The following is a 25,978-nucleotide window of genomic DNA, read 5'->3' on the forward strand; positions in this document are numbered from 1 at the left end:
ATGGAGGAGCTCTTGCACAAGGCCCGCACACTCACCGAGGCGCTGCCCTACATCAAGCGCACTTGGGGCAGGACGGTCGTCATCAAGTACGGCGGCGCTGCGATGACCGACCCGGACCTGCGCCACTCCGTCGCCTCGGATGTCGTGCTCATGAAGCTCGTGGGCATGAACCCGGTCATCGTCCACGGTGGAGGGCCGGACATCACCTCTTACATGGAACGGCTCGGGATGCCGGTCGAGTTCCTCGACGGGTATCGCGTCACCGACGACGCCGCGATGGAGATCGTGAAGATGGTCCTCGTCGGGAAGGTCAACAAGGAACTCGTCGCGGCGATCAACGCTCACGGGAGACTCGCGGTCGGTCTCGCCGGCGACGACGCGAATCTCATCAAGGCGCGTCCGCTCTCCGAGCGGCTCGGTCGCGTCGGCGAGGTCGAGTCGATCGACGCCACGGTGCTCGCGAACCTCATCGCCGACGGCTTCATCCCCGTCATAGCGACCGTCGGATACGGCGACGACGGCGGCAGCTACAACATCAACGCCGACCTCGTGGCCGGCGATGTCGCCGTCGCGCTAGGCGCGGAGAAGGTCATCTTCCTCACGGACGTCGACGGTCTCTACGCCGATTTCGACGACAAGTCCTCGTTGATCAGCGCGCTCGGCCTCGACGAAGCGGAGGACCTTGTCGCGGGAGACCGCCTCTCGAGCGGCATGATCCCGAAGGTCGCGGCTTGTGCTCGAGCACTGCGTGGAGGTGTCGAGCGCGCGCACGTGCTGAACGGGACCACCCCGCACGCGCTCCTTCTCGAGGTCTACACGGACCAAGGGGTCGGGACGATGATCACTCGCGATGCGCCGGGGGTCACAGCGAGCGGCGCGGCCGGGGGCGATGCGTGATGGGTATCGCGTTCGAGTCCGCCGCCGCTCTCGACGCCGCGTTCCACATGCGCACATACGCGCGCAAACCAGTGATGTTCGTGCGGGGAGAGGGCATGCGGCTCTACGACGACGACGGTCGCGAGTACCTCGACTTCGTCGCGGGGATCGGCTCGGTGAACCTCGGGCACTCCCATCCCGGCGTGGCGGAGGCGGTCTCGACACAGATGTCCCGGCTCGTGCAGGTCTCGAACCTCTACCACGTGGAGCATCGAGCGGAGCTCGCCGCTGACCTCGTCGGACTTGCCGGATTCGACGGCCGGGTCTTCTTCGCGAACTCGGGCGCCGAGGCGACCGAAGGGGCCATCAAGCTCGCGCGCCGGTGGGGTCGCGACCGGCACGGGCCGGAGTGCGTCGAGGTGGTGTCCGCGCTTCGCAGCTTCCACGGCCGAACGCTCGCCGCGCTCGCCGCGACGGGTCAGCCCGCCAAGCAGGAGGCGTTCGAGCCTCTTCCGGCCGGGTTCCGGCACGTTCCGCTCGGCGATACCGATGCGCTCGAGGTCGCGATCACCCCGCGCACTTGCGCCGTCATGCTCGAGCCCATCCAGGGGGAAGGCGGGGTCTTCCCGTGCGCTCCCGAGTATCTCGCGGCTGCGCGGCGGCTGTGCGACGAGCGCGGCGTGTTGCTCGTACTCGACGAGGTCCAGACTGGATTCTGGCGGACTGGTCCGGTCTTCGCGCACCTCGCGATGGGCGTCGAGCCCGACGTCATGACGCTGGCGAAGTCGATGGCGAACGGTCTTCCCATCGGCGCCGTCGTGGCGCGCGCGGATGTCGCGGAAGCCTTCCGCCCCGGCGATCACGGTTCGACCTTCGGAGGCGGCCCGGTCATCTGCGCGGCCGGGCGTGCCACGATCGCCGCGCTCGCGGCCGAACGTCTCGGCGAGAACGCGGTGGCGACAGGGACCTACCTGCGCGAGCGGCTCTCAGCGCTCGCCGCCGCGACCGGCGCGGTCGCTTCCGTGCGCGGCGCCGGGCTCATGCTCGCCATCGACCTCGCGAGTCCGGTCGCGGTCGACATCACCGTCGCGGCACTGCATAGGGGCCTCGTCCTGAACAGCATCGGCGATCGAACGATACGTTTCTTGCCGCCTCTCGTGTGTGGCAGAGCGGAAGTTGATACACTCGCAGACATCCTGGCGGACCTGTTGGAGGGGGTGTAGTCGATGCAGATGCACGGGCGCGATCTCCTCACGCTGGGCGACCTCGCCCCCGATGAGATCCACATGGTCCTCGAGCGGGCCAAGGCGTTGAAGAACGCCCTGCATATGAGCGCGAACCGCTTGCGGCCTCTCGAAGGGAAGGCCGTGGCGCTCATCTTCCTGAAGCCTTCGATGCGTACCCGCGTCTCATTCGAGATCGCGTGCAGGCAACTCGGCGCGACGCCCATCGTCCTCGGGCCCGGCGACGCGTTCTCACGCGGGGAGACCGTCCACGATACCGTCAAGGTGCTCGAGCGCTACGTCGACGCGATAGTCGTGCGGACGTTCGCCCAGGGCCACATCGAGGAGATCGCCGAGCACGCGCGCGTGCCGGTCGTCAACGCGCTCACCGACGCCTTCCATCCGTGCCAGGTGCTGGCGGACCTTCTGACCATCCAGGAGAAGAAGGGCCGGCTGGCGGGTCTGACGCTCGCGTACGTGGGCGACGGGAACAACATGGCGAACACACTGCTCCTGGGTGGAGCGCTGACGGGGATGCGAGTGCGCGTCGCCTCGCCCCGCGGGTTCGGGCCGAAGGAGACCATCGTCGGCTGGGCGAGCGAGATCGCCACGGCCACGGGCGGTTCGGTCGAGGTCGGGAGCGATCCGTTCGCGGCGGTCGTCGGCGCTGACGTCGTGGTGACCGACACCTGGGCGTCGATGGGCCAGGAGGCCGAGCACGACGCGAGGATCGCGGCCTTCCGGGGATTCACCGTCGACCCGGCGCTCATGGCGCAATCCGCGCAGGACGCCATCTTCATGCATTGCCTTCCGGCGCATCGGGGGGAAGAGGTCGTGGACGCGGTCATCGACGCCGATTACTCGGTCGTCTTCGATGAGGCCGAGAACAGGCTGCACGCCCAGAAGGCGATACTGTCGCTGTTGATCGGCTGACCTACCCGACGCCGTCGGGTCCTCTCGGCGGCCGGAAGACGGACGGGAACGATGAGGAGACGAACGCAACGCCAGGACGCGATCCGCACGATCGTGCGGAGGGACAGGGTACGTACCCAGCGCGACCTTGTCGAGCTGCTGAAGGTCGAGGGATTCGGCTGCACGCAGGCGACGGTGTCGCGCGACATCACGGAGATGGGGCTGCGCAAGCTCCCCGAGGGGCTGTACGTCCTCGCGGAGGACCTTCACCTGCAGCGGATGGTCTCCGACCTCGTGCTGTCCGTGCTCCGTTCCGGGACTCTCGTGCTCGTGAAGGCGGCGGCGGGCACGGCGCCCGGCGTCGCCGCGGCGCTCGACGCCGCCGACTTCGAGGATGTGCTCGGGTCTATCGCGGGCGACGACACGATCCTCATCATCTGTTCGTCGGACGATCAGGCGGAGAGCCTGGTCGACCGGATCGACAGGTTCCGCGGCCGCCGCTAGGCGGCCCGAGACAAGACAAGGAGCGGGTCCGTGGCCAACGACAAGGTCGTGCTCGCATATTCGGGTGGCCTGGACACCTCGGTCGCTATCCAGTGGCTCAGGGATGAGAAGGGCCTCGACGTCATCGCCCTCGCCATCGACGTGGGCCAGGAGCGCCAAGACCTCGAGGTCGTCCGCTCCAAGGCGCTCGACATCGGAGCTGTCGCCTCCATGGTCAAGGATGTACGTGAGGAATACGTCGAGGAGTACCTCGCCAAGGCGCTGAAGGCGAACGCCCTCTACGAGAACAAGTACCCTCTCGTCTCCGCCCTCTCGAGGCCGATCATCGTGAAGCATCTGGTCGAGGAGGCGCATGCGGCCGGGGCGCGCTACATCGCTCACGGCTGTACCGGCAAGGGCAACGACCAGGTCCGTTTCGAGGTGGGCATCGCCGCCCTCGACCCCGACCTCGAGGTCCTCGCGCCGGTCCGCGAGTGGGATCTGAAGACGCGCGAGCAGGAGATGGAATACGCCCGCGCGCACGGCATCCCCGTGCCGACGACGAAGTCGAGCCCCTATTCGATCGACGACAACCTCTGGGGCCGCGCGATCGAATGCGGCGTGCTCGAGGATCCGTGGGTGGAGCCGCCGTCCGACATCTACACGCTCACGGACGACGCCCGCACCGCGTCCAGCAGCGATGCGGAGTACGTCGAGCTCGCCTTCGAGGCGGGACTGCCGGTCGCGGTCGACGGCGAGGCTTGCTCCTTCCACGACATCATCCTCAAGATGAACGACGTGGCCGGGCGGCACGGATTCGGACGCATCGACATGATCGAGAACCGCCTTGTCGGCTTGAAGAGCCGCGAGATCTACGAGGTGCCGGGGGCGCTCGCTCTCATCCAGGCGCACAAGGCGCTCGAAGACCTGTGTCTCGAGAGGGAGTTGCTCCACTACAAGCTCGGCGTCGAGCAGAAGTGGGCGGAGCTCGTCTACTGCGGTCTCTGGTTCTCGCCTCTGAAAGAGGCGCTCGACGGGTTCGTCGAGACGACGCAACGCCTCGTGACCGGCGATGTCCGGCTCCGTTTCTTCAAGGGAAGCTGTGTCGTGGTCGGGCGGCGCAGTCCGTACTCGCTGTACGACTACGACCTTGCGACTTACGACGAGACGGACTCGTTCGACCATGCCGCCGCGAAGGGCTTCATCGAGCTCTGGGGCCTCCCGACGCGGGTGTGGGCACGTCAGCGCCGCAAGGTCGGCAAGGAAGGCGCCGTATAAGGACGTGCGTCATCGTGGCAGGCGGCGGGGAGAGGACCATGGCGCAGGAGAAGAAGGCTTGGGGCGGACGGTTCGACAAGCCCCTCGACGGGTTCATCGAGGAGTTCGGAGCGTCGCTGCCGATCGATCGGCGGATGTGGGAGGAAGACGTCCGCGGATCGATCGCGCACGTGAGGATGCTGGCGGCGCAGGGCATCGTCGGAGCCGAGGACGCGTCGCGCATAGAGGACGGTCTCGATGCGATCGGCTGCGCGATCCGTGACGACTCCTTCGTCTTCGACCTCGGGGACGAGGACATCCACATGTCGATCGAGCGGGCGCTCATCGACAAGGTCGGGGCGGTCGGCGGCAAGCTGCACACCGCCCGCTCCCGGAACGACCAGGTGGCTCTCGACGCGCGCATGCACTCCCGGTCCGCGGCGGTGTCGCTCGCCCGGGCGTGCCTCGCCCTCCAAGGGACGCTACTCGCCCGCGCCGAGGAGCATCTCGGCGCCGTCATGCCTGGCTACACCCACCTGCAGAAGGCCCAGCCCGTCCTGCTCTCGCACCACCTGCTCGCGTACGTGTGGATGCTCGCGCGCGACTTCTCTCGCGTCCGCCACGCCTACGACGCGGCGGACGCTATGCCGCTGGGAGCGGCCGCGCTGGCCGGGACGCCGTTCCCGATCGATCGCGCCGCGGTCGCGAGCACGCTGGGCTTCGCCTCGGTCGTCCCGAACTCGATGGACGCCGTCTCCGACCGGGACTTCCTGCTCGACCTCACCTATGCTTGCGCGCTCGCCATGGTCCATCTCTCCCGCCTGTGCGAGGAGATCGTGCTCTGGTCGAGCGAAGAGTTCGGCTTCGTGAGCCTCGACGACGCGTACGCCACCGGCAGTTCGATCATGCCCCAGAAGAAGAACCCGGACGTCGCCGAGTTGACGCGCGGCAAGACGGGTCGTGTGGTCGGCGACCTCACGGCCCTGCTCGTGACGCTCAAGGCCCTCCCGCTCGCGTACAACAAGGACATGCAGGAGGACAAGGAGGCAGCGTTCGACGCGTCCGACACGCTTCGTGACTGCCTGCGTGCCGTCAGGGGCATGGTCGAGACGATGACGTTCGACGTCTCGCGCATGCGCTCTGCCTCCCTCGGAGGCTTCATGGCCGCGACGGACCTCGCCGACCACCTGGCGGCCCGCGGGATGCCGTTCCGCGAGGCGCACGAGATCGTCGGCGGCGTCGTGCTCGCGTGCGAGCGCGAGGGCAGGACCCTGCAGGACCTCACCCTTGAGGAGCTGCGCGCGGCGTCGCCGGCGTTCGGTGACGACGTCTTGTCGGCGCTCGACATCGACGCGGTCGTGGCGAGGCGCACGAGCGAGGGCGGTACCGGACACGATCGCGTGCGCGAGCAGATCGATGCCGTCCGGGGCGTCTTGCGCCTCGAGGCCGAGTGGCTCGACGGCGTCACGGGCTGAGCGCGTGTCCCCTCCGGCGACCGGTCATGTCGCGCCGCGACCGCTTCCCGGCGCGTTCTTCGCGCGCGACACGGCCTCCGTCGCTCGAGAGCTGCTGGGGAAGATACTGGTGAGCGCGGACGGCGAGACTGTCACCGGTGGCCGCATCGTCGAGACCGAGGCGTATCTGGGTTCCGACGACCCCGGCTCCCATGCTGCGACGCGGGGTATCACTCGTCGGAACTCCGTCATGTACGGTCCGCCCGGCAACGCATACGTCTACTTCACCTACGGGAACCATCACATGCTGAACCTGGTCACAGAAGTGGAGGGAACGGCGGGCGCCGTGCTGGTCAGGGCGATCGAGCCCCTGATCGGACTCGAGGAGATGCGCTCGCGTCGAGCAGGCGTTCGCGACGGGTCGCTCGCGGACGGCCCCGGCAAGTTGGCCGCGGCGCTCGGGATCACGCTCGCCGACAACGGCGCGACTCTCGGCGCTGGGCGGCTCGAAGTGCTCGACGGTCCGGCACCGGAGCGCATCCGCGCGACCGGGCGCGTCGGTCTGTCGGCGGGGCACGAGAAGGAGTTGCGTTTCTACGAGGAAGGCTGTCCGTTCGTGTCGAAAGGTAGGACGGGACGACGTGCCGTTCGAGAGGGAGGTCCTGGGCAGTGAGACTGGGCGACATCTACCGGACTGCGGTCGAGTTCGGTATTGGCGAGGACGGTCGTGGCCGCGAGGGCGTCGAGCGGGCGCTGGTCGCGGCGCGCGAGGCGTACGACCGACTCGAAGAGGACGACAGAGCGTTCTTCGATGCCGAGGGTCTCACGAACCCGTACGCGGACACGCGCGTGGTGCTCGGCGGGCCGGACACGGAGGTGCGAGGACTCATCGTCGGCATCGACATGGAGGTAGGGGAGGTCCTGCTCGCGGACCGGCTCCGCGAGCGCGGAGCCCCGATCGACCTCATCCTTGCCCATCACCCCGAGGGTCCGGGGTTCGCGCGACTGCACGAGGTGATGGGGATGCAGGCCGACCTCTGGGCGGCGCAGGGAGTGAGCATCGCGGCCGCGGACTCGCTGATGGAGCCGCGCGCCGAGGAGGTGCGCCGCCGCATCCTGCCCGCGAACCACTATCGCAGTGTCGACGCGGCGCGCGAGCTCGGGTTCGCGCTGATGTCGTGTCACACGCCGGCGGACAACGCCGTGAACGCTTTCGTGCAGCGCCACATCGACGCCGAGGCGCCGGGCACGCTCGACAAGCTCGTGAAGGTCCTGCGAGCCATCCCCGAGTACGCCGACGCCGCGCGCAAGGGATACGGGCCCTCCATCGTGCTCGGGACGGGCTCGGCCCGACCGGGCAGGGTCGTCGCGGACATGACCGGTGGGACCGAGGGCCCAGCCGACGCGCTCGATCGCCTCTCCCAGGCGGGAGTCGGGACGCTCGTCGGGATGCACTACTCCGAGGAGCATCGGAAGCGCGCGGAGGAACTCAAGCTCAACCTTGTCATCGCGGGGCATGTGAGCTCGGACACGCTCGGCATGAACCTCGTGCTCGACGCCGTGGAAGCTCTCGGGTCCGTCGAGATCGTCTGCGTCTCCGGGATGGTCCGCGTCAGCCGCCGGGGGTAGCTACACGCTAGGGCGTGACGGTCGTGTCCGTGGGCGGAGGCGGTGGAGGCGGTGGAGGCGGTGGAGGCGGGGTCTCGCCGCCACCGTCGATCGGCGGCTGCGTGCCTCCGGAGGCCGGACGTGTCGGCGTACGCGAGGGCTCGACCGTGGCGGAGCCGGCATGGGACCAGCTCGACTTCCACTTGTAGTGCGGGGCGCGAGCGTGTGCGAAGTCGCGGACCGGCTGGCCACGTAGGGCCGCGGTCATGAACCGCCTGAAGATCATCGCCGGGAACGTGCCCCCGAAGACCCGGCGGCCGTGGACGCTCCGCATCGGCCGTTCGGGGGTGTAGCCCATCCATACCGATGTGACCAGTTGCGGCGTGTACCCGACGAACCACGCGTCGCGGTAGTCCTGGCTCGTCCCCGTCTTCCCGGCGACGGGGCGGCCGATGCTGGCGCCGGTGCCCGTGCCTCCACGTACGACTCCCTCGAGTAGCTGGGTCACCGCCCACGAGACCGCTGCGGAGAGCACGCGCGTCCCTCGCGGCTTCGTCTGGAAGACGGTCTTGCCGTCCGAATCGACTACCTTGGCGATGCACACCGGCTTGTAGTGGACGCCGCCGGTGGCGAGTGTCCCATAGGCGGACGCCATCTCGAACGGCGTGACGTTCTGACTGCCGAGGGCGATGGAGAGGTAGGGCGGGATGTACGACGTGATCCCCATACGCTTCGCGGTGCGCACGACCGCCTCGGGTCCGACCTCCGCGATGAGCCGCGCGAAGACCGTGTTCACCGAGGCGCGGGTCGCCGACGCCAGGGTGATGAAGCCCCGGCCGCTGCCCTCGCTGTTCGAGGCCACCCATGCCTTCGGTCTCCAGGGGATCACCACGGGGGATGCGGAGTTGATGCCCCTGTACGGTGGGATGCCCTGCTCGATGGCCGTCGTGAGCACGAACGTCTTGAACGACGAGCCGGGCTGGCGCTTGCCCTGGGTCGCGAGGTTGAACTTGTTCTTGGCGTAGTCGCGCCCCCCGACCATCGCCCGCACGTATCCCGTGCGAGGATCGATCGAGACGAGGGCGCACGATGGGTCCCCGGGGCGGTCGAGCACCTGCGAACACGAGTCCTCGGCGAGTTTCTGCAGCCGGGTGTCCAGGGTGGTCGTGACCCTGAGTCCTCCACGGAAGACGACCGCGGTCGAGTACTGCTGCTGGAGCACCTTCTTCACGTACGAGACGAAGTACGGCGCCGAGTAGATCCCCTGCATCGGCTGGAAGGCCCGCTTGAGACGGACGGGTGAGACCATCGCCGCAGTGTATGCCTCGCGGTCGATGTAGCCGTTGTCGAACATCTTCCGCAGCACCCAGCCGCGGCGTGCGAGGGCGCCCTTGGGATTCTCGTACGGTGAGAGACGGCTCGGCGACTGTGGCAGGCCGGCGAGGAGTGCGGCCTCGGGGAGGGTGAGGTCCCTGGCGTGCTTCGCGAAGAACGTCCGCGCGGCGGCCTCGGCGCCGTACGCCCCTTCGCCGAAGTACACGGTGTTGAGGTACATGCCGAGGATGTCCTGCTTGTTCCGTCGCTTCTCGAGTTCGGCGGCAAGATAGGCTTCGCGTATCTTGCGCGCAGGGGTGATCTGCGTGCGCTCTCCCGAGAGGATGGTGTTGCGGATGTACTGTTGCGTGATGGTCGACGCGCCTTCCTCGACCCGTCCCGCGACGATGTCGGCGGCGGCGGCTCGGGCGATGCCGACGAAGTCGACGCCTTGGTGTTCGTAATATCGCTCGTCCTCGACCGCGACGACGCCGTTGGCCAGGTCGGTCGATATCGCCGACAGGGGGACGATCTCACGGTTCTCGAGAAAGAGGTTCGCCAGCAGCTTGCCGTCGGCGGAGTAGATCTTCGTCGTCTGGGCGACGGCGAACGCGTTCGGGGCGTCGACGTCCGGTAGGTCCACGAGCCAGCGGGAGACGACCGCCAGTGCCGTAGCCGTGCCCGCGGCCAACAGCAGCGCGAGTGCGACGGCGACGACGAGCGAGACCTTGAGGACGATCATCGCCGCGCCGTTCGGCCGGCGGCGCAGCCGCTGGCGTCTACTTGACATGCCGCTCCCTTCGCATCCAGGCTCTCATTGTGCCGCACGCGGCATGCTTGATACCAGGCCGGTCGCGTCCGCGTCATCCTCCCGTCATGTCAGAAGCCGCCGAACACACCCGAGTGCCCGAGCTGCTCGCCCCCGCGGGCGGCCCTGATGCGCTCCACGCCGCCGTCGCGAACGGGGCCGATGCGGTGTACCTGGGTTTGGAGGAGCTCAACGCGCGCCGGGGCGCCGAGAACTTCTCACTGCCGGGCCTGAGGGAGGCGTGCGACTGGGCGCACCTGCGCGGAGTCAGAGTCTACCTGACCGCGAACGTCGTCGTGCTCCCGAACGAGATGCCCCGCGCCCTGACGATGATCGACGAGGCGTGGACGGCCGGCGTCGACGCGGTCATCGTACAGGACCTCGGGCTCGCGGTGGAGACGCGAGCCCTGCTCCCGCATGTCCGGCTGCATGCGTCGACGCAGCTGAACGCGCACGATCCGCAGACGGTCCGAGTCCTCGCCGACGTGGGGTTCGCGCGCATCACCCTGGCCCGCGAGTGCTCGATCGAGGAAGTGACCACAGCGGCAGCGGCATCGTCCGCCGAGGTCGAGACCTTCGTCCACGGGTCGCTGTGCTACTGCTATTCGGGGCAGTGCCTCATGTCGTCCCTCATCGGCGCGCGATCCGCCAACCGCGGCCTGTGCGCCCAGCCTTGCCGTCTGCCGCACCGTCTCGTCGACGAGGACGGCCGGGAGGCGCAGACCGGAGGCGCATACCTGCTCAGCCCGCGCGACCTCGCGGGCATCGAGGTCCTGCCTCGGCTGGTGCGCTCCGGTATCGCGGCGCTCAAGATCGAAGGCCGGATGAAGTCGCCCGAGTACGTCGCACTCGTCGTGCGTGTCTACCGCGCCGCGCTGGATCGCGCCGCGCTCGATCCCGAGGGCTTTCAGGTCTCACCCGTCGAGTGGGAGACGCTCGAGGAGGCGTTCAACCGCGGGTTCAGCACCGCATATCTCACGGGCGTGAAAGACGAGAGCATGATGAGCCGCAGCCGTCCAAACAACCGTGGCGTGCCGCTCGGGCGCGTCGTGGACATCGCGAACGGCTTGGCCGTCGTCGCACTCGATCGCTCACTCGAACCCGGCGACACCATCGAGGTCTGGACGCGCGACGGCCGGTTCGCGCAGACCGCTGGCGGACTCGCGATCTCAGGCAGCGCGGTCTCGTCCGCTCCGGCTTCGTCTCGCGTGTCCTTGCGGCTCGAACGGTCGGCCGCCGTCGGCGACCGGGTCTTCCGCGTGGCGAACGCCGCGCTCATCGACGCGGCCAGACGCACCTTCCGGGGCCCGGACGCAGCCGCCGTTCCGGTCGACCTCGCCGTCAAGGTCCGTGTCGGCGAGCCCATCGTCGTGGAAGCCACCGCGCGCGGCGCGTGCGGGCGCGGCGAAGGGCCGGTCGTCGAACTCGCGCGTACGAGGACGGTGACGGCGGAGGAGGTCATCGGGCATGTAGGACGTCTCGGTGGCAGTGGCTTCGCCGCGCGAGGATGGGACCTCGATCTGGACGCGCAGGCAGGACTTCCGTTCTCCACGCTGCATGCTGCTCGCAGAGAGGCGCTGGAGCGCCTTCGCGAGACCTTGCTGCGTCCGTGGGCGGGACGCGTGCCCGCGCGTCCCGACGTCGGGAGACCGACCCGGCCGCGGTCCACGGCGCGCTCCAAGCCCGCACTCGTCGCGGTCACCGACGATCCGGGGGTCGCGACCGCACTGTACGACGCCGGCGCTGATCGCGTCGCCGTCGACGCACTCTCGGTCCCGGAAGGCCCGTGGCCTCAGGGGATGGACGTGCGGCTTCCCAGGGTCGCGCACGACGGCGAGTCTCGCGGGCTCCTCGAGCGGATACCGGCCGGCGCGAGAGTCATGGCCGGGACTCTCGGCCTGCTTACCGCGCTCCGTTCCCACGGGTCGAGCGTCGAGGCGGATTGGCCGCTCAACGCGTGCAACCCCTCGACCGTGGCCGCCCTCGCTGACCTGGGCGCGGATCTCGTGTGGGCTTCGCCCGAGCTCTCGGGACGGCAGCTCGCCTCGACATGCGAGGGATCGGCCGTCGACGTAGGATTCGTCGTGCACGGGCGGCTGGAGATGATGATCGCCGAGCACTGTGCTCTCCAGGCCGCCGGACCGTGCGCGTGCGCGTGTGCGGACTGCGACCGGCGGCGGACCCGCTGGACGCTGGTCGACGCGAAGGGGTATGCCTTCCCGGTGAGCACGGACTCCGCGGGGAGGACGCACGTGCTCAACTCGGTCCCGCTCGACCTCTCACGTGCCCTTCCGGAGATCGTGAGGGCAGGCGTGGCGGCGGTCAGGCTCGAGTTGACGGGGGAAGAACGGCAGGATGCGATCGGTGCGGTCGCATCGTACCGGCGATCGCTCGACGCCATCCATGAGGGTCTTTCCTTGCCGGTGGAGGCGTTCGTGAAGCCTTCGACCAGCGGGCACTTCTTCCGCGGCGTGCGCTGAGGTTCCAGTCAGCGGACCGCGATCGCCCTCGTCACCGACGAGACCTGGCCCTGATCGTCGGTGACCCAGAGCGTGACGCTGATCGAGCCCGCTGCAGCGAACGTGTGCGAGACGTTGCGCCCCTTGGCTCCCTCGCCATCGCCGAACTCCCATACCCAGTCGACGACACGGCCGTCGTCCGTCGAGTTGGCGGCGTCGAAGATGACGGGGGAGCCGCGAGTCGGAGAGGCCGGGGTCACCGTGAAAGCGGCTGTCGGCGGTCGTCCGGCGCTCTGACCGTTCGACACCGTGACGGTCACGACGGTGCGCGTGGTCGCGACGCTGCCTCCGCGCGGCGACTGCTCGGCGACCACGCCGGCGGGTACGCCGGCGACGGGCTGTTCGAGGACTCGTACCTGGAGGAGGAGGCGGTGTAGCGCCGCGAGAGCGTCGACCTTCGTCATGCCGATGACGTTGGGCACGACGGTAGCGGTCGGTTCCGTGTGCACGGTGCAAGGACCGGGGACCGCGCTGACTATGAACAGACCGGGTCCGGTCCTTGGACAGAACGGGGTCGCCCGAAGCCCCGTTTCGAGGCAGATCGTCGCCGCGCTCAGGCCGGCCGGCCGCTCGAATGGGGTCTCGGGCGCGCCCTTGAGCGCGGCGCGCATGAACGTCGCCCAGATGTGTGCGGGGAAGGAGCCGCCCGTGACCTTGCGCCCGTGGACCGAGAGCATCTCGCGCTGCGAATCGGGATAGCCTACCCACACGGACGCGACGAGTTGGGGAACGTATCCGACGAACCAAGCATCCCGGTACTGCTGGGTCGTGCCTGTCTTGCCCGCGGCAGGGCGACCGATCGCCGCCGACTCGCCGGTCCCGCGACGGATGACCCCTTGGAGGATGTCGGTCGTCAGGTAGGCGATCGCAGGGTCGATGGCCGCGCTGCGCTTGGGTTTGACGGACAAGAGTATCGCGCCCTTCGGGTCGCGCACCTCGCTCACGCCGAACGGAGTCGCGCGCGTGCCGCCTGCGGCGAGGGTGCCGTACGCATCCGCCATCTGCAGTGGGGTCACACCGTCCTCGAGACCGCCGAGGGCGATCGACGGCAGCGGTTCGAGCCGGCTCGTGATGCCCATACGGTGTGCGACGTCGACGACCTTGTTGGCGCCCACCTTGACGATGAGTTGCGCGTAGACGGAGTTCACGGACTTCTCGGTGGCTTCACGCAGGCGCATCGGCCCCCTGCGGCCTCCACCCGCGCCGGTGACCCGCCACGGTGCGCCGCCGGGGATGTCGATGCGGATCGGGCCGCACTCGAACGTCGCCTCGGACGAGACGCCGTTCTCGAGGGCGGTGACGAGCACGAAGGGTTTGAACGCCGAACCGGGTTGGCGACCTCGACCCTGTGCGGCCACGTTGAACTGCTGGCGCTTCCAGTCTCTCCCGCCGACCATCGCGAGGATGGCGCCGGTCTTCGGATCGAGCGCCACGAGGGCCGCCGACGGATCGTCGGGACGGTCGAGGGTCTCGGCCACCGCGCGTTCCGCGGCGAGTTGCATGGGGATGTCGAGCGTGGTGCGCACCGTGAGACCCCCGCGGAAGACGGCGTCGTCGCCGAAACGCTCGATGATCTGCTGTTTCACGTACTCGACGAAGTACGGCGCCACCGTGGATGCGTGGCGCAGGCTCGCGGTCTTGATCTGGGCCGCGACGGCACGATCCTGCGTCGGGCGGTCGATCACCCCCCCCGCGAGCATCTGGGCCAGAACCGTGTCGCGGCGCGTCTTCGCGGCGCGAAGATCGAGGAACGGAGAGTACCTGCCCGGTGACTTGATCACGCCCGCCAGCATCGCGCACTCCGGCAGGCTGAGGCGGCGCACGTTCTTGCCGAAGTAGATCTGCGCAGCCGACTCGACCCCGTACGCACCGTGGCCGAAGTAGATGGTGTTCAAGTACATCTCAAGGATACGGTCCTTGCCGTAGCGTTTCTCTATCCGATAGGCGAGCAGCGCCTCGGCGAGCTTTCGGCGCAAGGTCCGCTCGTCCGTGAAGAAGGCCTTCTTCACGTACTGCTGTGTGATGGTGGAGCCGCCTTGCACCTTCGAGCCGGCCCGCACGTCCGTGACGAGAGCGCGGAGGATGCCGATCGGGTCGACGCCGCGGTGCTCGTAGAAACGGCGGTCCTCGGTCGCGATGACCGCCTGGCGAAGGGCGACCGGGACGTCCTTCAATGCGACGTCGGTGCGGTTCTGATCCGCGAAGAGCTTTGCGAGCGGCCTGCCCTTGCGGTCGAGGATCCGCGTCGTCTGGTCGCGGCCCTTGAGCTGCCGCGTCGGGTCGGGAAGCGTTCGGGCGACCGACGTGTAGACGGCTCCGAAGACGATCGTCGCCGCGACAGCGAACAGGAGCGCCGCGAGCAGGATCGCGCGAAGCGCGCGTCCTCGACGCGGATCGCGCGCGGGCCGACGGGCGCGCGACGGCGCGCGATGTGCTCGCGCGGCGGGCGGGCGGGCGCTGCGGGACTCGGAGCGGCGCGCCCTCGGCCGGGGTCCTTGCCCGCGCGCGCCGCCGCCCGTCGTCCGACGTCGTGGTTCGTAGGGGTCGCGATCGTCCATGCGCACTAGTATATAGTGCCGCGGGCGCCGCGCCGCGCTACGTCATCGACGTGGTACCATGGCCGACGAGTCGACCGCGGGAAGGAGTGGCGCGCGTGCGCAGCATCGAGGACCAGCTGCACGTCATCGAGAGCGGCGCATCCGCGATACACACCCGCGACGCGCTGCGCGAGAAACTCGCCACGGGTCGCGCGCTGCGCGTGAAGCTCGGTGTCGACCCCACCGCCCCCGATCTCCACCTCGGTCACGCCGTGCCTCTTCGCAAGTTGCGCCAGTTCCAGGACATCGGACATCAGGTCGTGCTGATCATAGGGGACTTCACGGCGTTCATCGGAGACCCATCGGGCCGGAACGCGACTCGCCCCGCGCTGTCGCGCGAGGAGATCGACGCGAACGCCAACACGTACGTCGAGCAGGCGTTCAAGATCCTCGATCCCGATCGGACCGAGCTTGTGCGGAACTCCGACTGGCTCGACGCGCTCGGTTTCGCCGACCTGCTCCGGTTGACGAGCCGCTTCACCATCGCGCGCATCCTCGAGCGCGATGACTTCGCGAAGCGCTACGCGGCGCAGCAGCCGATCTCGCTGCACGAGTTCCTCTACCCGGTCGCGCAGGCGTACGACTCGGTCGCGGTCCGTGCCGACGTGGAGATCGGAGGTACGGACCAGCTGTTCAACCTGCTCGCCGGGCGCGAGCTCATGGAGAAGCACGGGATGGAGCCGCAGGTCTGCCTCACGCTCCCTCTGTTGGAGGGCACGGACGGCGTCCAGAAGATGAGCAAGAGCTACGGCAACTACGTCGGGCTCACCGACCCCGCCGGCGAGGTGTTCGGGAAGGTCATGTCGATCCCAGACGGACTCATCGTCAAGTACTTCCGGCTGGCTACGGGTCTGCCCGTCGAGGAGGTCGACGCCATCGAGGCCGGACTCGCCGCGGATGACGGCAGGCCCGATCTCGTCAAGCGCCGCCTCGCGCGCGAGATCGTGGCTCTCTACAACGGCGCCGAGGCCGCAACGTCTGCCGAGGAGGCGTTCGACAGGGTGTTCAAGCGCCACGAGGCGCCGGCGGACGTTCCCGAGATTCCCATTTCGTTGGATGGAATCCAACAGAATGCTGAAGGGCAGCGCTATCTTCCAGGGTTCATCACCAGTTCGGGTACGGTTGTATCCGCGAGTATGGCAAGGAACGCTATCGACGGAGGTGCCGTCCGCAAGGACGGCGTGAAAGTAGACGTTGGTTCTTACTGGGTCGATGAGAAGGAATTGTTCGGTTCCACCTGGCAAGTCGGAAAGCGCAAGTGGTTCCGTGCGCTCAATGATGACGCCGAGGAGCATGACAAGAAGACCTGACGTAGATTTCTACAGGTTTGACTTCGCGTTCAAACCTCTCTAGTTGCGCGTCCCGTGTGAGGCCCCGGCTGGTCCATGGGCGACCCTGGGACCGGGTCTTGGCCCGACACCCCTTGCATCCTGCGGTTAGTCCGCCGACCCGTTCGGGAAAGATGTTGCGTACGGTCACCACGGGTGCTACTCTACTTGAGCCGCTTCCGGCGGCGCATCTTGAAAGGGTGGTTCGCGTCTTGAAGAGCAACACCCGTGTGGAGGCGATCGGATAGGGAAGACGGACCACGTCATACGGTCCGCCCACCACCGACGCCTCCGTGAAGCGGGGGCGTTCTTCTTTTCTCGGGAAGCCCGATGGCGGCCGGAACGTCGATTGACAGCTGGGCAGGGTATGCGTAACGTATCTCCCCGCTGCGCCTGAACCTTGAAAACTGGATACTGTGACGAGCCAGGCGGTCCGTGACCACGGACCGCGATTGACCCCGTCACACCGAGAGGGCCATTAACAGGTCAAACCGGTGAGACAACTCCATGTCCGAACCACCGATGGACTCCTTTGCCGTCGGAAGGCGGGCGATCCGGATACAAAATCCGGGTTCAACCTTCGCGGACCACAGGCAGCGATGCCTGTGACGCATTTCCACGGAGAGTTTGATCCTGGCTCAGGATGAACGCTGGCGGCGTGCTTAACACATGCAAGTCGAACGATTAAAGCCCCCTTCGGGGGGTGTATAAAGTGGCGAACGGGTGAGTAACACGTGGGCAATCTGCCCCTCGCACTGGGATAACTCCGGGAAACCGGAGCTAATACCGGATACTCCTTTCAGGTCGCATGGCCTGATCGGGAAAGCTCCGGCGGCGAGGGATGAGCCCGCGGCCCATTAGCTTGTTGGTGGGGTAATGGCCCACCAAGGCGACGATGGGTAGCCGAGCTGAGAGGCTGATCGGCCACACTGGGACTGAGACACGGCCCAGACTCCTACGGGAGGCAGCAGTGGGGAATCTTGCGCAATGGGCGAAAGCCTGACGCAGCAACGCCGCGTGCGGGATGAAGGCCTTCGGGTTGTAAACCGCTTTCAGCAGGGACGAAGATGACTGTACCTGCAGAAGAAGCCCCGGCTAAATACGTGCCAGCAGCCGCGGTAATACGTATGGGGCAAGCGTTATCCGGATTTATTGGGCGTAAAGAGCGCGTAGGCGGCTTGTTAAGTCGGATGTGAAAACCGGGGGCTCAACCCGCGGCCTGCATCTGAAACTGGCAGGCTTGAGTCTGGTAGAGGAAAGTGGAATTCCCAGTGTAGCGGTGAAATGCGCAGATATTGGGAGGAACACCAGTGGCGAAGGCGGCTTTCTGGGCCACGACTGACGCTGAGGCGCGAAAGCTAGGGGAGCAAACAGGATTAGATACCCTGGTAGTCCTAGCCGTAAACGATGGGCACTAGGTGTGGGGGGTCATCGACTCCCTCCGTGCCGCAGCTAACGCATTAAGTGCCCCGCCTGGGGAGTACGGCCGCAAGGCTAAAACTCAAAGGAATTGACGGGGGCCCGCACAAGCAGCGGAGCATGTGGCTTAATTCGACGCAACGCGAAGAACCTTACCAAGGCTTGACATGCAGGGAAAAGCGGCGGAAACGTCGTGTCCGAAAGGGCCCTGCACAGGTGGTGCATGGCTGTCGTCAGCTCGTGTCGTGAGATGTTGGGTTAAGTCCCGCAACGAGCGCAACCCCTGTCCCATGTTGCCAGCATTAAGTTGGGGACTCATGGGAGACTGCCGGCGTCAAGCCGGAGGAAGGTGGGGATGACGTCAAGTCATCATGCCCCTTATGTCTTGGGCTGCACACGTGCTACAATGGCCGGTACAATGGGCTGCGATGGGGTGACCCGGAGCGAATCCCACAAAACCGGTCCCAGTTCGGATCGAAGGCTGCAACTCGCCTTCGTGAAGTCGGAGTTGCTAGTAATCGCGGATCAGCACGCCGCGGTGAATACGTTCCCGGGCCTTGTACACACCGCCCGTCACACCACCCGAGTCGTCCGCACCCGAAGTCGCTGGCCTAACCCGTAAGGGAGGGAGGCGCCGAAGGTGTAGAGGGTAAGGGGGGTGAAGTCGTAACAAGGTAGCCGTACCGGAAGGTGCGGCTGGATCACCTCCTTTCTAGGGAGTACGGCGCCCGCATCACAGCGGGCGGACCGGTAGAGCCTTCTGGCTCCCGGACCTTAGAAGCCGAACGTCGATCTGGTTCGTAGTCCGGCCGATCCTGGCCAAGACTCGGTCACCCACAGTATCCAGTTTTGAGGGTTCAGACCCTCCGCGCGCCCTCCTGGGGCGCGCTTCGCACCTTGAGAGCTGCATAGCGCAAGCGAGAAAACACGGATAGTACACAGATCAAGATACTAAGAGCACACGGTGGATGCCTTGGCACTAGGAGCCGATGAAGGACGTGGCAAGCTGCGATAAGCTCCGGGTAGGTGCACACAACCGTCAATCCGGAGATGTCCGAATGGGGAAACCCACGTGGGGTCATGCCCACGTACCTCTGCCTGAACACATAGGGCAGTAGGAGGCAACCGGGGGAACTGAAACATCTCAGTACCCCGAGGAAAAGAAATCAACCGAGATATCCCTAGTAGTGGCGAGCGAACGGGATACAGCCTAAACCCATGTATGCGCTAAAGCCTGCAGGCGTTGCTGCATGAGGGGTTGTGGGAATCGTCGTCGTAGGCCTGCAGACCTACGCCGGAGTTACAAATCCACGTGGTAGCGGAACGGCCTGGAAAGGCCGGCCACAGCGGGTAATAGCCCCGTATGCGAAATCGCGTGGACTCCGAGACGATCACCCGAGTACTGCCGGACACGTGAAATCCGGTAGGAATCTGGGGGGACCACCCTCCAAGGCTAAATACTCCCTAGTGACCGATAGTGAACCAGTACCGTGAGGGAAAGGTGAAAAGCACCCCGAGAGGGGAGTGAAATAGTACCTGAAACCGTGTGCTTACAAGCAGTCGGAGCCCGGAAAGCCGAACCTTCGGGATCGGCAGGGTGACGGCGTGCCTTTTGTAGAATGAGCCAGCGAGTTACGGTGTGTGGCAAGGTTAAGCTTAAAGCGAGCCGCAGCGAAAGCGAGTCTTTAAACGGGCGCTCAGTCACACGTCGTAGACGCGAAGCCAGGTGATCTATCCATGGGCAGGCTGAAGCGGGGGTAAGACCCCGTGGAGGGCCGAACCCACTTCGGTTGAAAACGGAGGGGATGACCTGTGGATCGGAGTGAAAGGCTAATCAAACCTGGAGATATCTCGTTCTCCCCGAAATAGCTTTAGGGCTAGCCTCGGATGTTCAGTACCGGTGGTAGAGCACTGGATGGCCTAGGGGGCTTCACCGCTTACCGAAGTCAACCAAACTCCGAATGCCGGTACTCCAGAGTCCGGGAGTCAGACAGTGGGGGCTAAGCTTCATTGTCGAAAGGGAAACAGCCCAGACCGCCTGCTAAGGTCCCTAAGTTCCAGCTAAGTGGCAAAGGATGTGCGTTTGCTCAGACAACCAGGATGTTGGCTTAGAAGCAGCCATTCATTTAAAGAGTGCGTAATAGCTCACTGGTCAAGTGGACATGCGCCGACAATACACGGGGCTCAAGCTGGATACCGAAGCAGCGGACTTCGCCTTTGGCGGAGTGGTAGGGGAGCATTCTGTTCGGGCTGAAGTCGGCGGGTAACCGTCGGTGGACTGGACAGAAGAGCGAATGCTGGCATGAGTAGCGAGAGAAACGCGAGAAACGTTTCCGCCGTAAGCCTAAGGGTTCCTGGGCAAGGCTAATCCTCCCAGGGTCAGTCGGGAGCTAAGGCGAGGCCGCGAGGCGTAGTCGATGCACAACGGGTAGACATTCCCGTACCACTGGTAGCGCGTTAACACCGATGGGGTGACGGAGAAGGGTAGCTGAGCCGGGCGTTGGTTGTCCCGGTGAAAGGCCGTAGGGTGTGGGATAGGCAAATCCGTCCCACGTGAAGCCCGAGAGCTGATGACGAGGCGATTGAGCCAGAGTCAGTGATCCCATGCTTTCAAGAAAAACCTCTAGGGAGTTCTACCGGTGCCCGTACCCCAAACCGACACAGGTAGGCAGGTAGAGAATACCAAGGCGATCGAGACAACTACGGTTAAGGAACTCGGCATAATGGCTCCGTAACTTCGGGAGAAGGAGCACCCTGGACTGTGATCACCTTCGCGGTGTGAGCGGCCTGGGGTCGCAGTGAAACGGCCCAAGCGACTGTTTACTAAAAACACAGGACTCTGCTAAGTCGTAAGACGACGTATAGGGTCTGACGCCTGCCCGGTGCTGGAAGGTTACGAGGAGGGGTCAGCCGCAAGGCGAAGCTCTGAATCTAAGCCCCAGTAAACGGCGGCCGTAACTATAACGGTCCTAAGGTAGCGAAATTCCTTGTCGGGTAAGTTCCGACCTGCACGAATGGCGTAACGACTTGGGCGCTGTCTCAACCGTAGACTCGGCGAAATTGTACTATTCGTGAAGATGCGAATTTCCCGCGGTAGGACGGAAAGACCCCGTGAACCTTTACTACAGCTTGACATTGATCTTTGGTTTGCCGTGTAGAGGATAGGTGGGAGACTGTGAAGCGGGGGCGCCAGCCCTCGTGGAGCCAACCTTGGAATACCACCCTCGACAGGCTGGAGATCTAACCCCGTGCCGTGAATCCGGGCGGGGGACCGTGTCAGGTGGGTAGTTTGACTGGGGCGGTCGCCTCCCAAAATGTAACGGAGGCGCGCGTAAGGTCCGCTCAGAACGGTTGGCAATCGTTCGTAGAGTGCAAGAGTATAAGCGGGCTTGACTGCGAGACCTACAAGTCGAGCAGACACGAAAGTGGGCTCTAGTGATCCGGCGGCTCAGAGTGGAATGGCCGTCGCTCAACGGATAAAAGGTACTCCGGGGATAACAGGCTGATCTTGCCCAAGAGTCCATATCGACGGCAAGGTTTGGCACCTCGATGTCGGCTCATCGCATCCTGGGGCTGTAGTAGGTCCCAAGGGTATGGCTGTTCGCCATTTAAAGCGGTACGCGAGCTGGGTTTAGAACGTCGTGAGACAGTTCGGTCCCTATCCACCGTGGGCGCAAGAGACTTGAGAGGATCTGTCCCTAGTACGAGAGGACCGGGATGGACGAACCTCTGGTGTACCAGTTGTCATGCCAATGGCACCGCTGGTTAGCTACGTTCGGTCGGGATAACCGCTGAAAGCATCTAAGTGGGAAGCCCACCTCAAGATGAGGTCTCTCACCGGGTAACCGGGTAAGGCCCCTCGTAGACTACGAGGTTGATAGGCCGCAGGTGTAAGCGCAGCAATGCGTTCAGCCGAGCGGTACTAATCGGCCGAGGTCTTGATCTTCTATCCTGACGTTCGAGCAAGCGCTATGCAGCTCTCAGGGTGCGGACGCACCCGGGCGCTGCTGTTTGACAGACGCATATACGCGTCCGTCGGCTTGAGAGCCGCCGGATGTGTTCAGTGGTTATGGCGGAGGGGGTACACCCGATCCCATCCCGAACTCGGCAGTTAAGCCCTCCAGCGCCGATGGTACTGCGGCAGCCGCCGTGGGAGAGTAGGACGCTGCTGAACACATCCGGCGGCTCTTGCCGTCACATCCGTATCCGCCCGCATTGGCATGGCGGTCGCTGACGCGTACATGACCGGATCGGTAATGATTGTGATAACCTTGTCGGACCGATGGTCCGAACGGCCCGGCCTCGCGTGCAGCTGGGGACGGGATGCGAGAGGAGAAGACCCGATGAAGGAACAGGTGCAGGCAGCTCTCGACAAGATCCGTCCCGCCCTGCAGGCTGACGGCGGGGACGTGGAGCTCGTCGACGTCGAGGACGGCGTCGTCAAGGTCCGGCTCGTGGGCGCGTGCCGCGGTTGCCCGATGTCGCAGATCACGCTCGCCAACGGTGTCGAACGCGTCCTCAAGGAAGAGGTTCCCGAGGTCGTTCGCGTCGAGCCTGTCTGACACCCCTCCTCCAGATGTACAGCGGACGTCGTCCCAACGGGCGGCGTCCGTCGCTCTTCCTGCGGTTCCCGACGGCGGATGCCAGCCGCTCGGAGCGCGTGTGCGGCCGTTCGTCCGGCCGGCGTTGACGCACTATATCTGGGGGCACCAGAATGAACGAGCCCGATATGTTGTGCGCGGGCTGTCCGTCGCGGGGTGGGCGGCGGGCGCGGGGGCATGGGCCAGACGCAGCCGTGCATCGGAGGAGGGCCTGAGATGTCTGAAGCACGCGAGTCCACGACGTATTCCAGGGCGATCGACGAGACGCTCTCGCCGAACTCCCTGAAGGTCCTGCAGCGCAGGTACCTCATGAAGGACGAGGCCGGTGCCCCGGCCGAGAAGCCGTCGGACATGTTCATCCGCGTCGCGGAGAACATCGCCTCCGCCGAGCGCGCGTACGGGGCCGGCGACGAGGGTGCGGCGGCCGTCGCGGCGGACTTCTACGACCTCATGACCTCTCTCGATTTCCTCCCCAATTCTCCGACGCTCATGAACGCCGGCAGGGATCTCCAACAGCTCTCGGCGTGTTTCGTCTTGCCCGTGGAGGACTCGATGGAGTCGATCTTCGAGGCGGTGCGCGACACGGCGATAATCCACAAGTCGGGTGGTGGCACGGGCTTCTCGTTCTCGAGGCTTCGTCCGGGCGGCGACATGGTGCGCTCGACCCAGGGTGTCAGCAGCGGCCCCGTGTCGTTCATGCGTGTCTTCAACCAGGCCACTGAAGCGGTCAAGCAGGGCGGGACGCGTCGCGGGGCGAACATGGGGGTACTCCGCGTCGACCATCCGGACATCCTCGGCTTCATCGAGTGCAAGGCCGACGGCGACTTCTCGAACTTCAACATCTCGGTCGCCGTCACGGAGGCGTTCATGGACGCCGTCCGCGCAGGTACGGGCTACGAGCTGCGCAATCCGCGCGATGGGAAGGTCGCGGGCGAGCTCGACGCTCGCGACGTATACGAGCGGATCGTCGACATGGCGTGGGCGACCGGGGATCCCGGGATCGTCTTCATCGACCGCATCAACCGCGACAACCCGACGCCTCGGCTAGGGGACATCGAGTCGACGAACCCCTGTGGAGAGCAGCCCCTTCTGCCGTACGAGGCGTGCAACCTGGGTTCGGTGAACCTCGCCCGTTTCTCGACGATGCGGGAGGGACAGCCCGACGTCGACTGGGACCGCCTCGCGGACGTGGTCCACCGCGGCGTGCGCTTCCTCGACGATGTGATCGACGTGAACGAGTACCCGCTCGAGCGGATCGCCGAGCTGGCGCGCGGCAACCGCAAGATCGGTCTCGGCGTCATGGGTTGGGCGGACATGCTCGTCCTCATGGGCATCGCGTACGACTCCGAGGAAGCGGTGGCGCTCGGGGAGAAGGTCATGGGCTTCATCCAGGCGGAGGGGAGGCTCGCTTCGTCGAAGCTCGCTGAGGAGCGTGGCGTCTTCCCGAACTTCGAAGGCTCGGTCTACGACACCCGGGACGGCATGCGCGTCCGAAACGCCACGGTCACGACCATCGCGCCGACGGGCACACTCTCGATCATCGCCAACTCCTCATCGGGTATCGAGCCCCTCTTCGCCGTGAGCTACGTGCGCACCGTGATGGACAACGACCGGCTCGTCGAGGTCAACCCCATCTTCGAGGACATGGCTGTCAAGCAGGGCTTCTACAGTCGGGAACTGATGGCGCTCATAGCGGAGCACGGCTCCGTGCGAGGCGTCGACGAGGTGCCGGTCGAGCTGCAGCGGACGTTCGTCACGGCGCACGACATCGTTCCCGAGTGGCACGTGCGCATGCAGGCCGCGTTCCAGACGTACACCGACAACGCCGTGAGCAAGACGGTCAACTTCCCGAACGAGGCCACTCCCGAGGACGTCCGCCGCGTCTACGACCTCGCTCACGAACTCGGCGTGAAGGGCGTGACGATCTACCGCGACGGCAGCAAGGAGAACCAGGTCCTCTCGACCGGGAAGACGGGCAAAGCGGGCGAGCCCGCTGCCGCCGCGCGTCCGGGAGAGCTCGAGCCGCGTCCGCGGCCGACCGTCACCGCCGGGCGGACAGAGAAGATCCAGACCGGGTGCGGGAACCTGTACATCACCATCAACTCCGACGAGCACGGTCTGTGCGAGATCTTCACCTCGATGGGGAAGTCCGGCGGATGCGCGGCGTCTCAATCGGAGGCGCTCTCCCGCATGATCTCGATGGCTCTGCGCGCCGGTGTCGACCCGGTGGCGATCGTGAAGCAGATGCGCGGCATCCGTTGCCCGAGCCCTGCTTGGGCGACGGGCGGCAAAGTCCTTTCCTGCGCCGACGCGGTGGGTATCGCGCTCGAGCACTTCCTCGAGTGGCAGGCGACGGGGAAGGCGAGCGTCGGGGTCGCGAAGACGTCCGACAACCTCGACTACCTGTCGGGTGCGTGTCCGGAGTGCGGCGGCGCCGTGGAGCACGAGTCGGGATGCATGGTCTGCCGCGCGTGCGGCTACAGCAAGTGCGCGTGAGGCGGTCTCGGCCGTGATCCTCTCCGATCGCACCATAAAGGAGCAGATGCTCGCCGGACGCGTCCGGATAGAGCCGTGCGACCCGGACGACATCCAGCCGAGCAGCGTCGACCTCCACCTCGGACCCAGATTCCAGGTCTTCCGCAACTCGCGGTACCCGTACATCGACCCTTCCCGCGAGCAGGACGGTCTCATGGACCTCGTCACGGCCAGCGCGGGAGAGCCGTTCGTGCTCCACCCGGGCGAGTTCGTCCTTGGCGCGACCGTCGAACGCGTAGGGTTGCCGGACGACATCGTGGCGAGACTCGAGGGCAAGTCCTCACTCGGACGGCTCGGCCTTCTCATCCATTCGACCGCGGGCTTCGTCGACCCCGGATGGGAGGGGACACTCACCCTCGAGTTGAGCAATGTGGCGAATCTCCCCATCGTGCTGACGCCCGGCATGGCGATCGGGCAGATCTCGTTCATGCGTTTGACGAGCGCGGTCGATCGGCCCTACGGCACCCCGGGGCTCGGGAGCCGCTACCAGGGGCAGTCAGACCCTACGCCGAGCAAGGCATGGCGCGGACGTTAGCCCGGCCTTCATAGGATCTTCTCGAGCAGGACCACGTCGAGATAGCGGCCGAATTTGTAGCCGACCTCGTGAAGCGTCCCTGCTTGCGCGAACCCCTTGCGCTCCGAGAGCGCGAGGCTCGCGGTGTTCTCGGAGCAGACCCGGGCGACGAGGACGTGTAGGCCGATGTCGCGAGCGCGACGCTCGAGCTCGTCGGCGAGCGCGCCTCCGATGCCCCGGCCGAGACTCGACCGCTCGACGTAGATCGACACCTCGGCGGTGCCGTCGTAGGCCGGTCTGTCGGACCACGAGGAGAGCGACCCCCAGCCGATCACCACGTCGTCCTCGACCGCCACCACCACGGGGTGCCGGGGATCATGGGCCGCGAGCCAACGCATGCGCTGTTCATCGGTCTGGGGCTCGGTGTCGAAGGTGGCGGTGGTGTCCGTCACCGCCTGGTTGTACACGAGTGCGATGTCGTGAGCGTCCTGCGAGGTGGCGAGTCTGATGGTCACGCCCATTTCGTCCCT

The 25,978-nt window shown here is 65.9% G+C and carries 16 protein-coding genes and 3 rRNA genes; 16 read left to right on the plus strand and 3 right to left on the minus strand.

Translation table 11 applies throughout. The features are described from left to right. Genes argB through WC971_00545 form a run of 8 tightly spaced genes read left to right on the plus strand, consistent with a single transcriptional unit; the run spans position 1 to position 7,834 of the window. On the plus strand, positions 1–897 hold the full coding sequence (gene argB / locus WC971_00510; GenBank protein ID MFA5843293.1) for an acetylglutamate kinase: 897 nt from the start codon (positions 1–3) through the stop codon (positions 895–897). Then, positions 897–2,099, plus strand: coding sequence for an aspartate aminotransferase family protein (locus WC971_00515; protein ID MFA5843294.1), 1,203 nt, complete (start codon positions 897–899; stop codon positions 2,097–2,099). Before argB ends, WC971_00515 begins: the two co-directional genes overlap by 1 nt. A 3-nt stretch (positions 2,100–2,102) precedes the next feature. Continuing rightward, positions 2,103–3,032 (plus strand): ornithine carbamoyltransferase, encoded by a 930-nt coding sequence (gene argF / locus WC971_00520; GenBank protein MFA5843295.1) that lies wholly within the window; start codon positions 2,103–2,105, stop codon positions 3,030–3,032. A 51-nt stretch (positions 3,033–3,083) separates the two neighbouring features. Then, positions 3,084–3,515: an ArgR family transcriptional regulator gene (locus WC971_00525; GenBank protein MFA5843296.1), complete on the plus strand. Its 432-nt coding sequence runs from the start codon at positions 3,084–3,086 to the stop codon at positions 3,513–3,515. A gap of 30 nt (positions 3,516–3,545) precedes the next feature. After that, positions 3,546–4,772: an argininosuccinate synthase gene (locus WC971_00530; protein MFA5843297.1), complete on the plus strand. Its 1,227-nt coding sequence runs from the start codon at positions 3,546–3,548 to the stop codon at positions 4,770–4,772. A gap of 38 nt (positions 4,773–4,810) precedes the next feature. After that, positions 4,811–6,226 (plus strand): argininosuccinate lyase, encoded by a 1,416-nt coding sequence (argH, locus tag WC971_00535; GenBank protein ID MFA5843298.1) that lies wholly within the window; start codon positions 4,811–4,813, stop codon positions 6,224–6,226. Positions 6,227–6,230: 4 nt separating this feature from the next. Then, positions 6,231–6,878, plus strand: coding sequence for a DNA-3-methyladenine glycosylase (locus WC971_00540; protein ID MFA5843299.1), 648 nt, complete (start codon positions 6,231–6,233; stop codon positions 6,876–6,878). Next, on the plus strand, positions 6,875–7,834 hold the full coding sequence (locus tag WC971_00545) for an NGG1p interacting factor NIF3 (GenBank protein ID MFA5843300.1): 960 nt from the start codon (positions 6,875–6,877) through the stop codon (positions 7,832–7,834). Before WC971_00540 ends, WC971_00545 begins: the two co-directional genes overlap by 4 nt. A gap of 7 nt (positions 7,835–7,841) precedes the next feature. Here the strand turns inward: WC971_00545 and WC971_00550 are convergent, their stop codons facing one another. Continuing rightward, positions 7,842–9,917, minus strand: a complete 2,076-nt coding sequence (locus tag WC971_00550) for a PBP1A family penicillin-binding protein (GenBank protein ID MFA5843301.1) — start codon at positions 9,915–9,917, stop codon at positions 7,842–7,844. 86 nt (positions 9,918–10,003) lie between these two features. Between WC971_00550 and WC971_00555 the strand changes: the two genes are divergently transcribed. Next, a complete protein-coding gene (locus WC971_00555; GenBank protein ID MFA5843302.1) occupies positions 10,004–12,415 on the plus strand; it encodes a U32 family peptidase in 2,412 nt (803 codons plus the stop codon). A gap of 8 nt (positions 12,416–12,423) precedes the next feature. Here WC971_00555 and WC971_00560 read toward each other — a convergent pair whose 3' ends face one another. Further along, positions 12,424–15,012, minus strand: coding sequence for a PBP1A family penicillin-binding protein (locus tag WC971_00560; protein MFA5843303.1), 2,589 nt, complete (start codon positions 15,010–15,012; stop codon positions 12,424–12,426). Positions 15,013–15,107: 95 nt separating this feature from the next. Between WC971_00560 and tyrS the strand changes: the two genes are divergently transcribed. The 7 genes from tyrS to dcd all read left to right on the plus strand — a co-directional run bounded on the left by tyrS (position 15,108) and on the right by dcd (position 25,469). After that, positions 15,108–16,361 (plus strand): tyrosine--tRNA ligase, encoded by a 1,254-nt coding sequence (tyrS, locus tag WC971_00565; protein MFA5843304.1) that lies wholly within the window; start codon positions 15,108–15,110, stop codon positions 16,359–16,361. A gap of 633 nt (positions 16,362–16,994) precedes the next feature. After that, positions 16,995–18,510: ribosomal RNA gene (locus WC971_00570) — 16S ribosomal RNA — on the plus strand. A 229-nt stretch (positions 18,511–18,739) separates the two neighbouring features. Continuing rightward, positions 18,740–21,744, plus strand: a 23S ribosomal RNA gene (locus WC971_00575). Positions 21,745–21,857: 113 nt separating this feature from the next. Next, a 5S ribosomal RNA gene (rrf, locus tag WC971_00580) occupies positions 21,858–21,972 on the plus strand. Together the 16S, 23S and 5S rRNA genes form the textbook arrangement of a ribosomal RNA operon. A 169-nt stretch (positions 21,973–22,141) precedes the next feature. Further along, positions 22,142–22,360: a NifU family protein gene (locus WC971_00585; GenBank protein ID MFA5843305.1), complete on the plus strand. Its 219-nt coding sequence runs from the start codon at positions 22,142–22,144 to the stop codon at positions 22,358–22,360. Between the two features lie 255 nt (positions 22,361–22,615). Continuing rightward, positions 22,616–24,895 (plus strand): vitamin B12-dependent ribonucleotide reductase, encoded by a 2,280-nt coding sequence (locus tag WC971_00590; protein ID MFA5843306.1) that lies wholly within the window; start codon positions 22,616–22,618, stop codon positions 24,893–24,895. Positions 24,896–24,908: 13 nt separating this feature from the next. Further along, a complete protein-coding gene (gene dcd / locus WC971_00595; GenBank protein ID MFA5843307.1) occupies positions 24,909–25,469 on the plus strand; it encodes a dCTP deaminase in 561 nt (186 codons plus the stop codon). An 8-nt stretch (positions 25,470–25,477) separates the two neighbouring features. Here dcd and WC971_00600 read toward each other — a convergent pair whose 3' ends face one another. Further along, positions 25,478–25,963 (minus strand): N-acetyltransferase family protein, encoded by a 486-nt coding sequence (locus WC971_00600; protein MFA5843308.1) that lies wholly within the window; start codon positions 25,961–25,963, stop codon positions 25,478–25,480. Positions 25,964–25,978: the final 15 nt, after the last annotated feature.

This window comes from Coriobacteriia bacterium, assembly GCA_041658765.1.
Taxonomy (GTDB): domain Bacteria; phylum Actinomycetota; class Coriobacteriia; order Anaerosomatales; family JBAZZO01; genus JBAZZO01.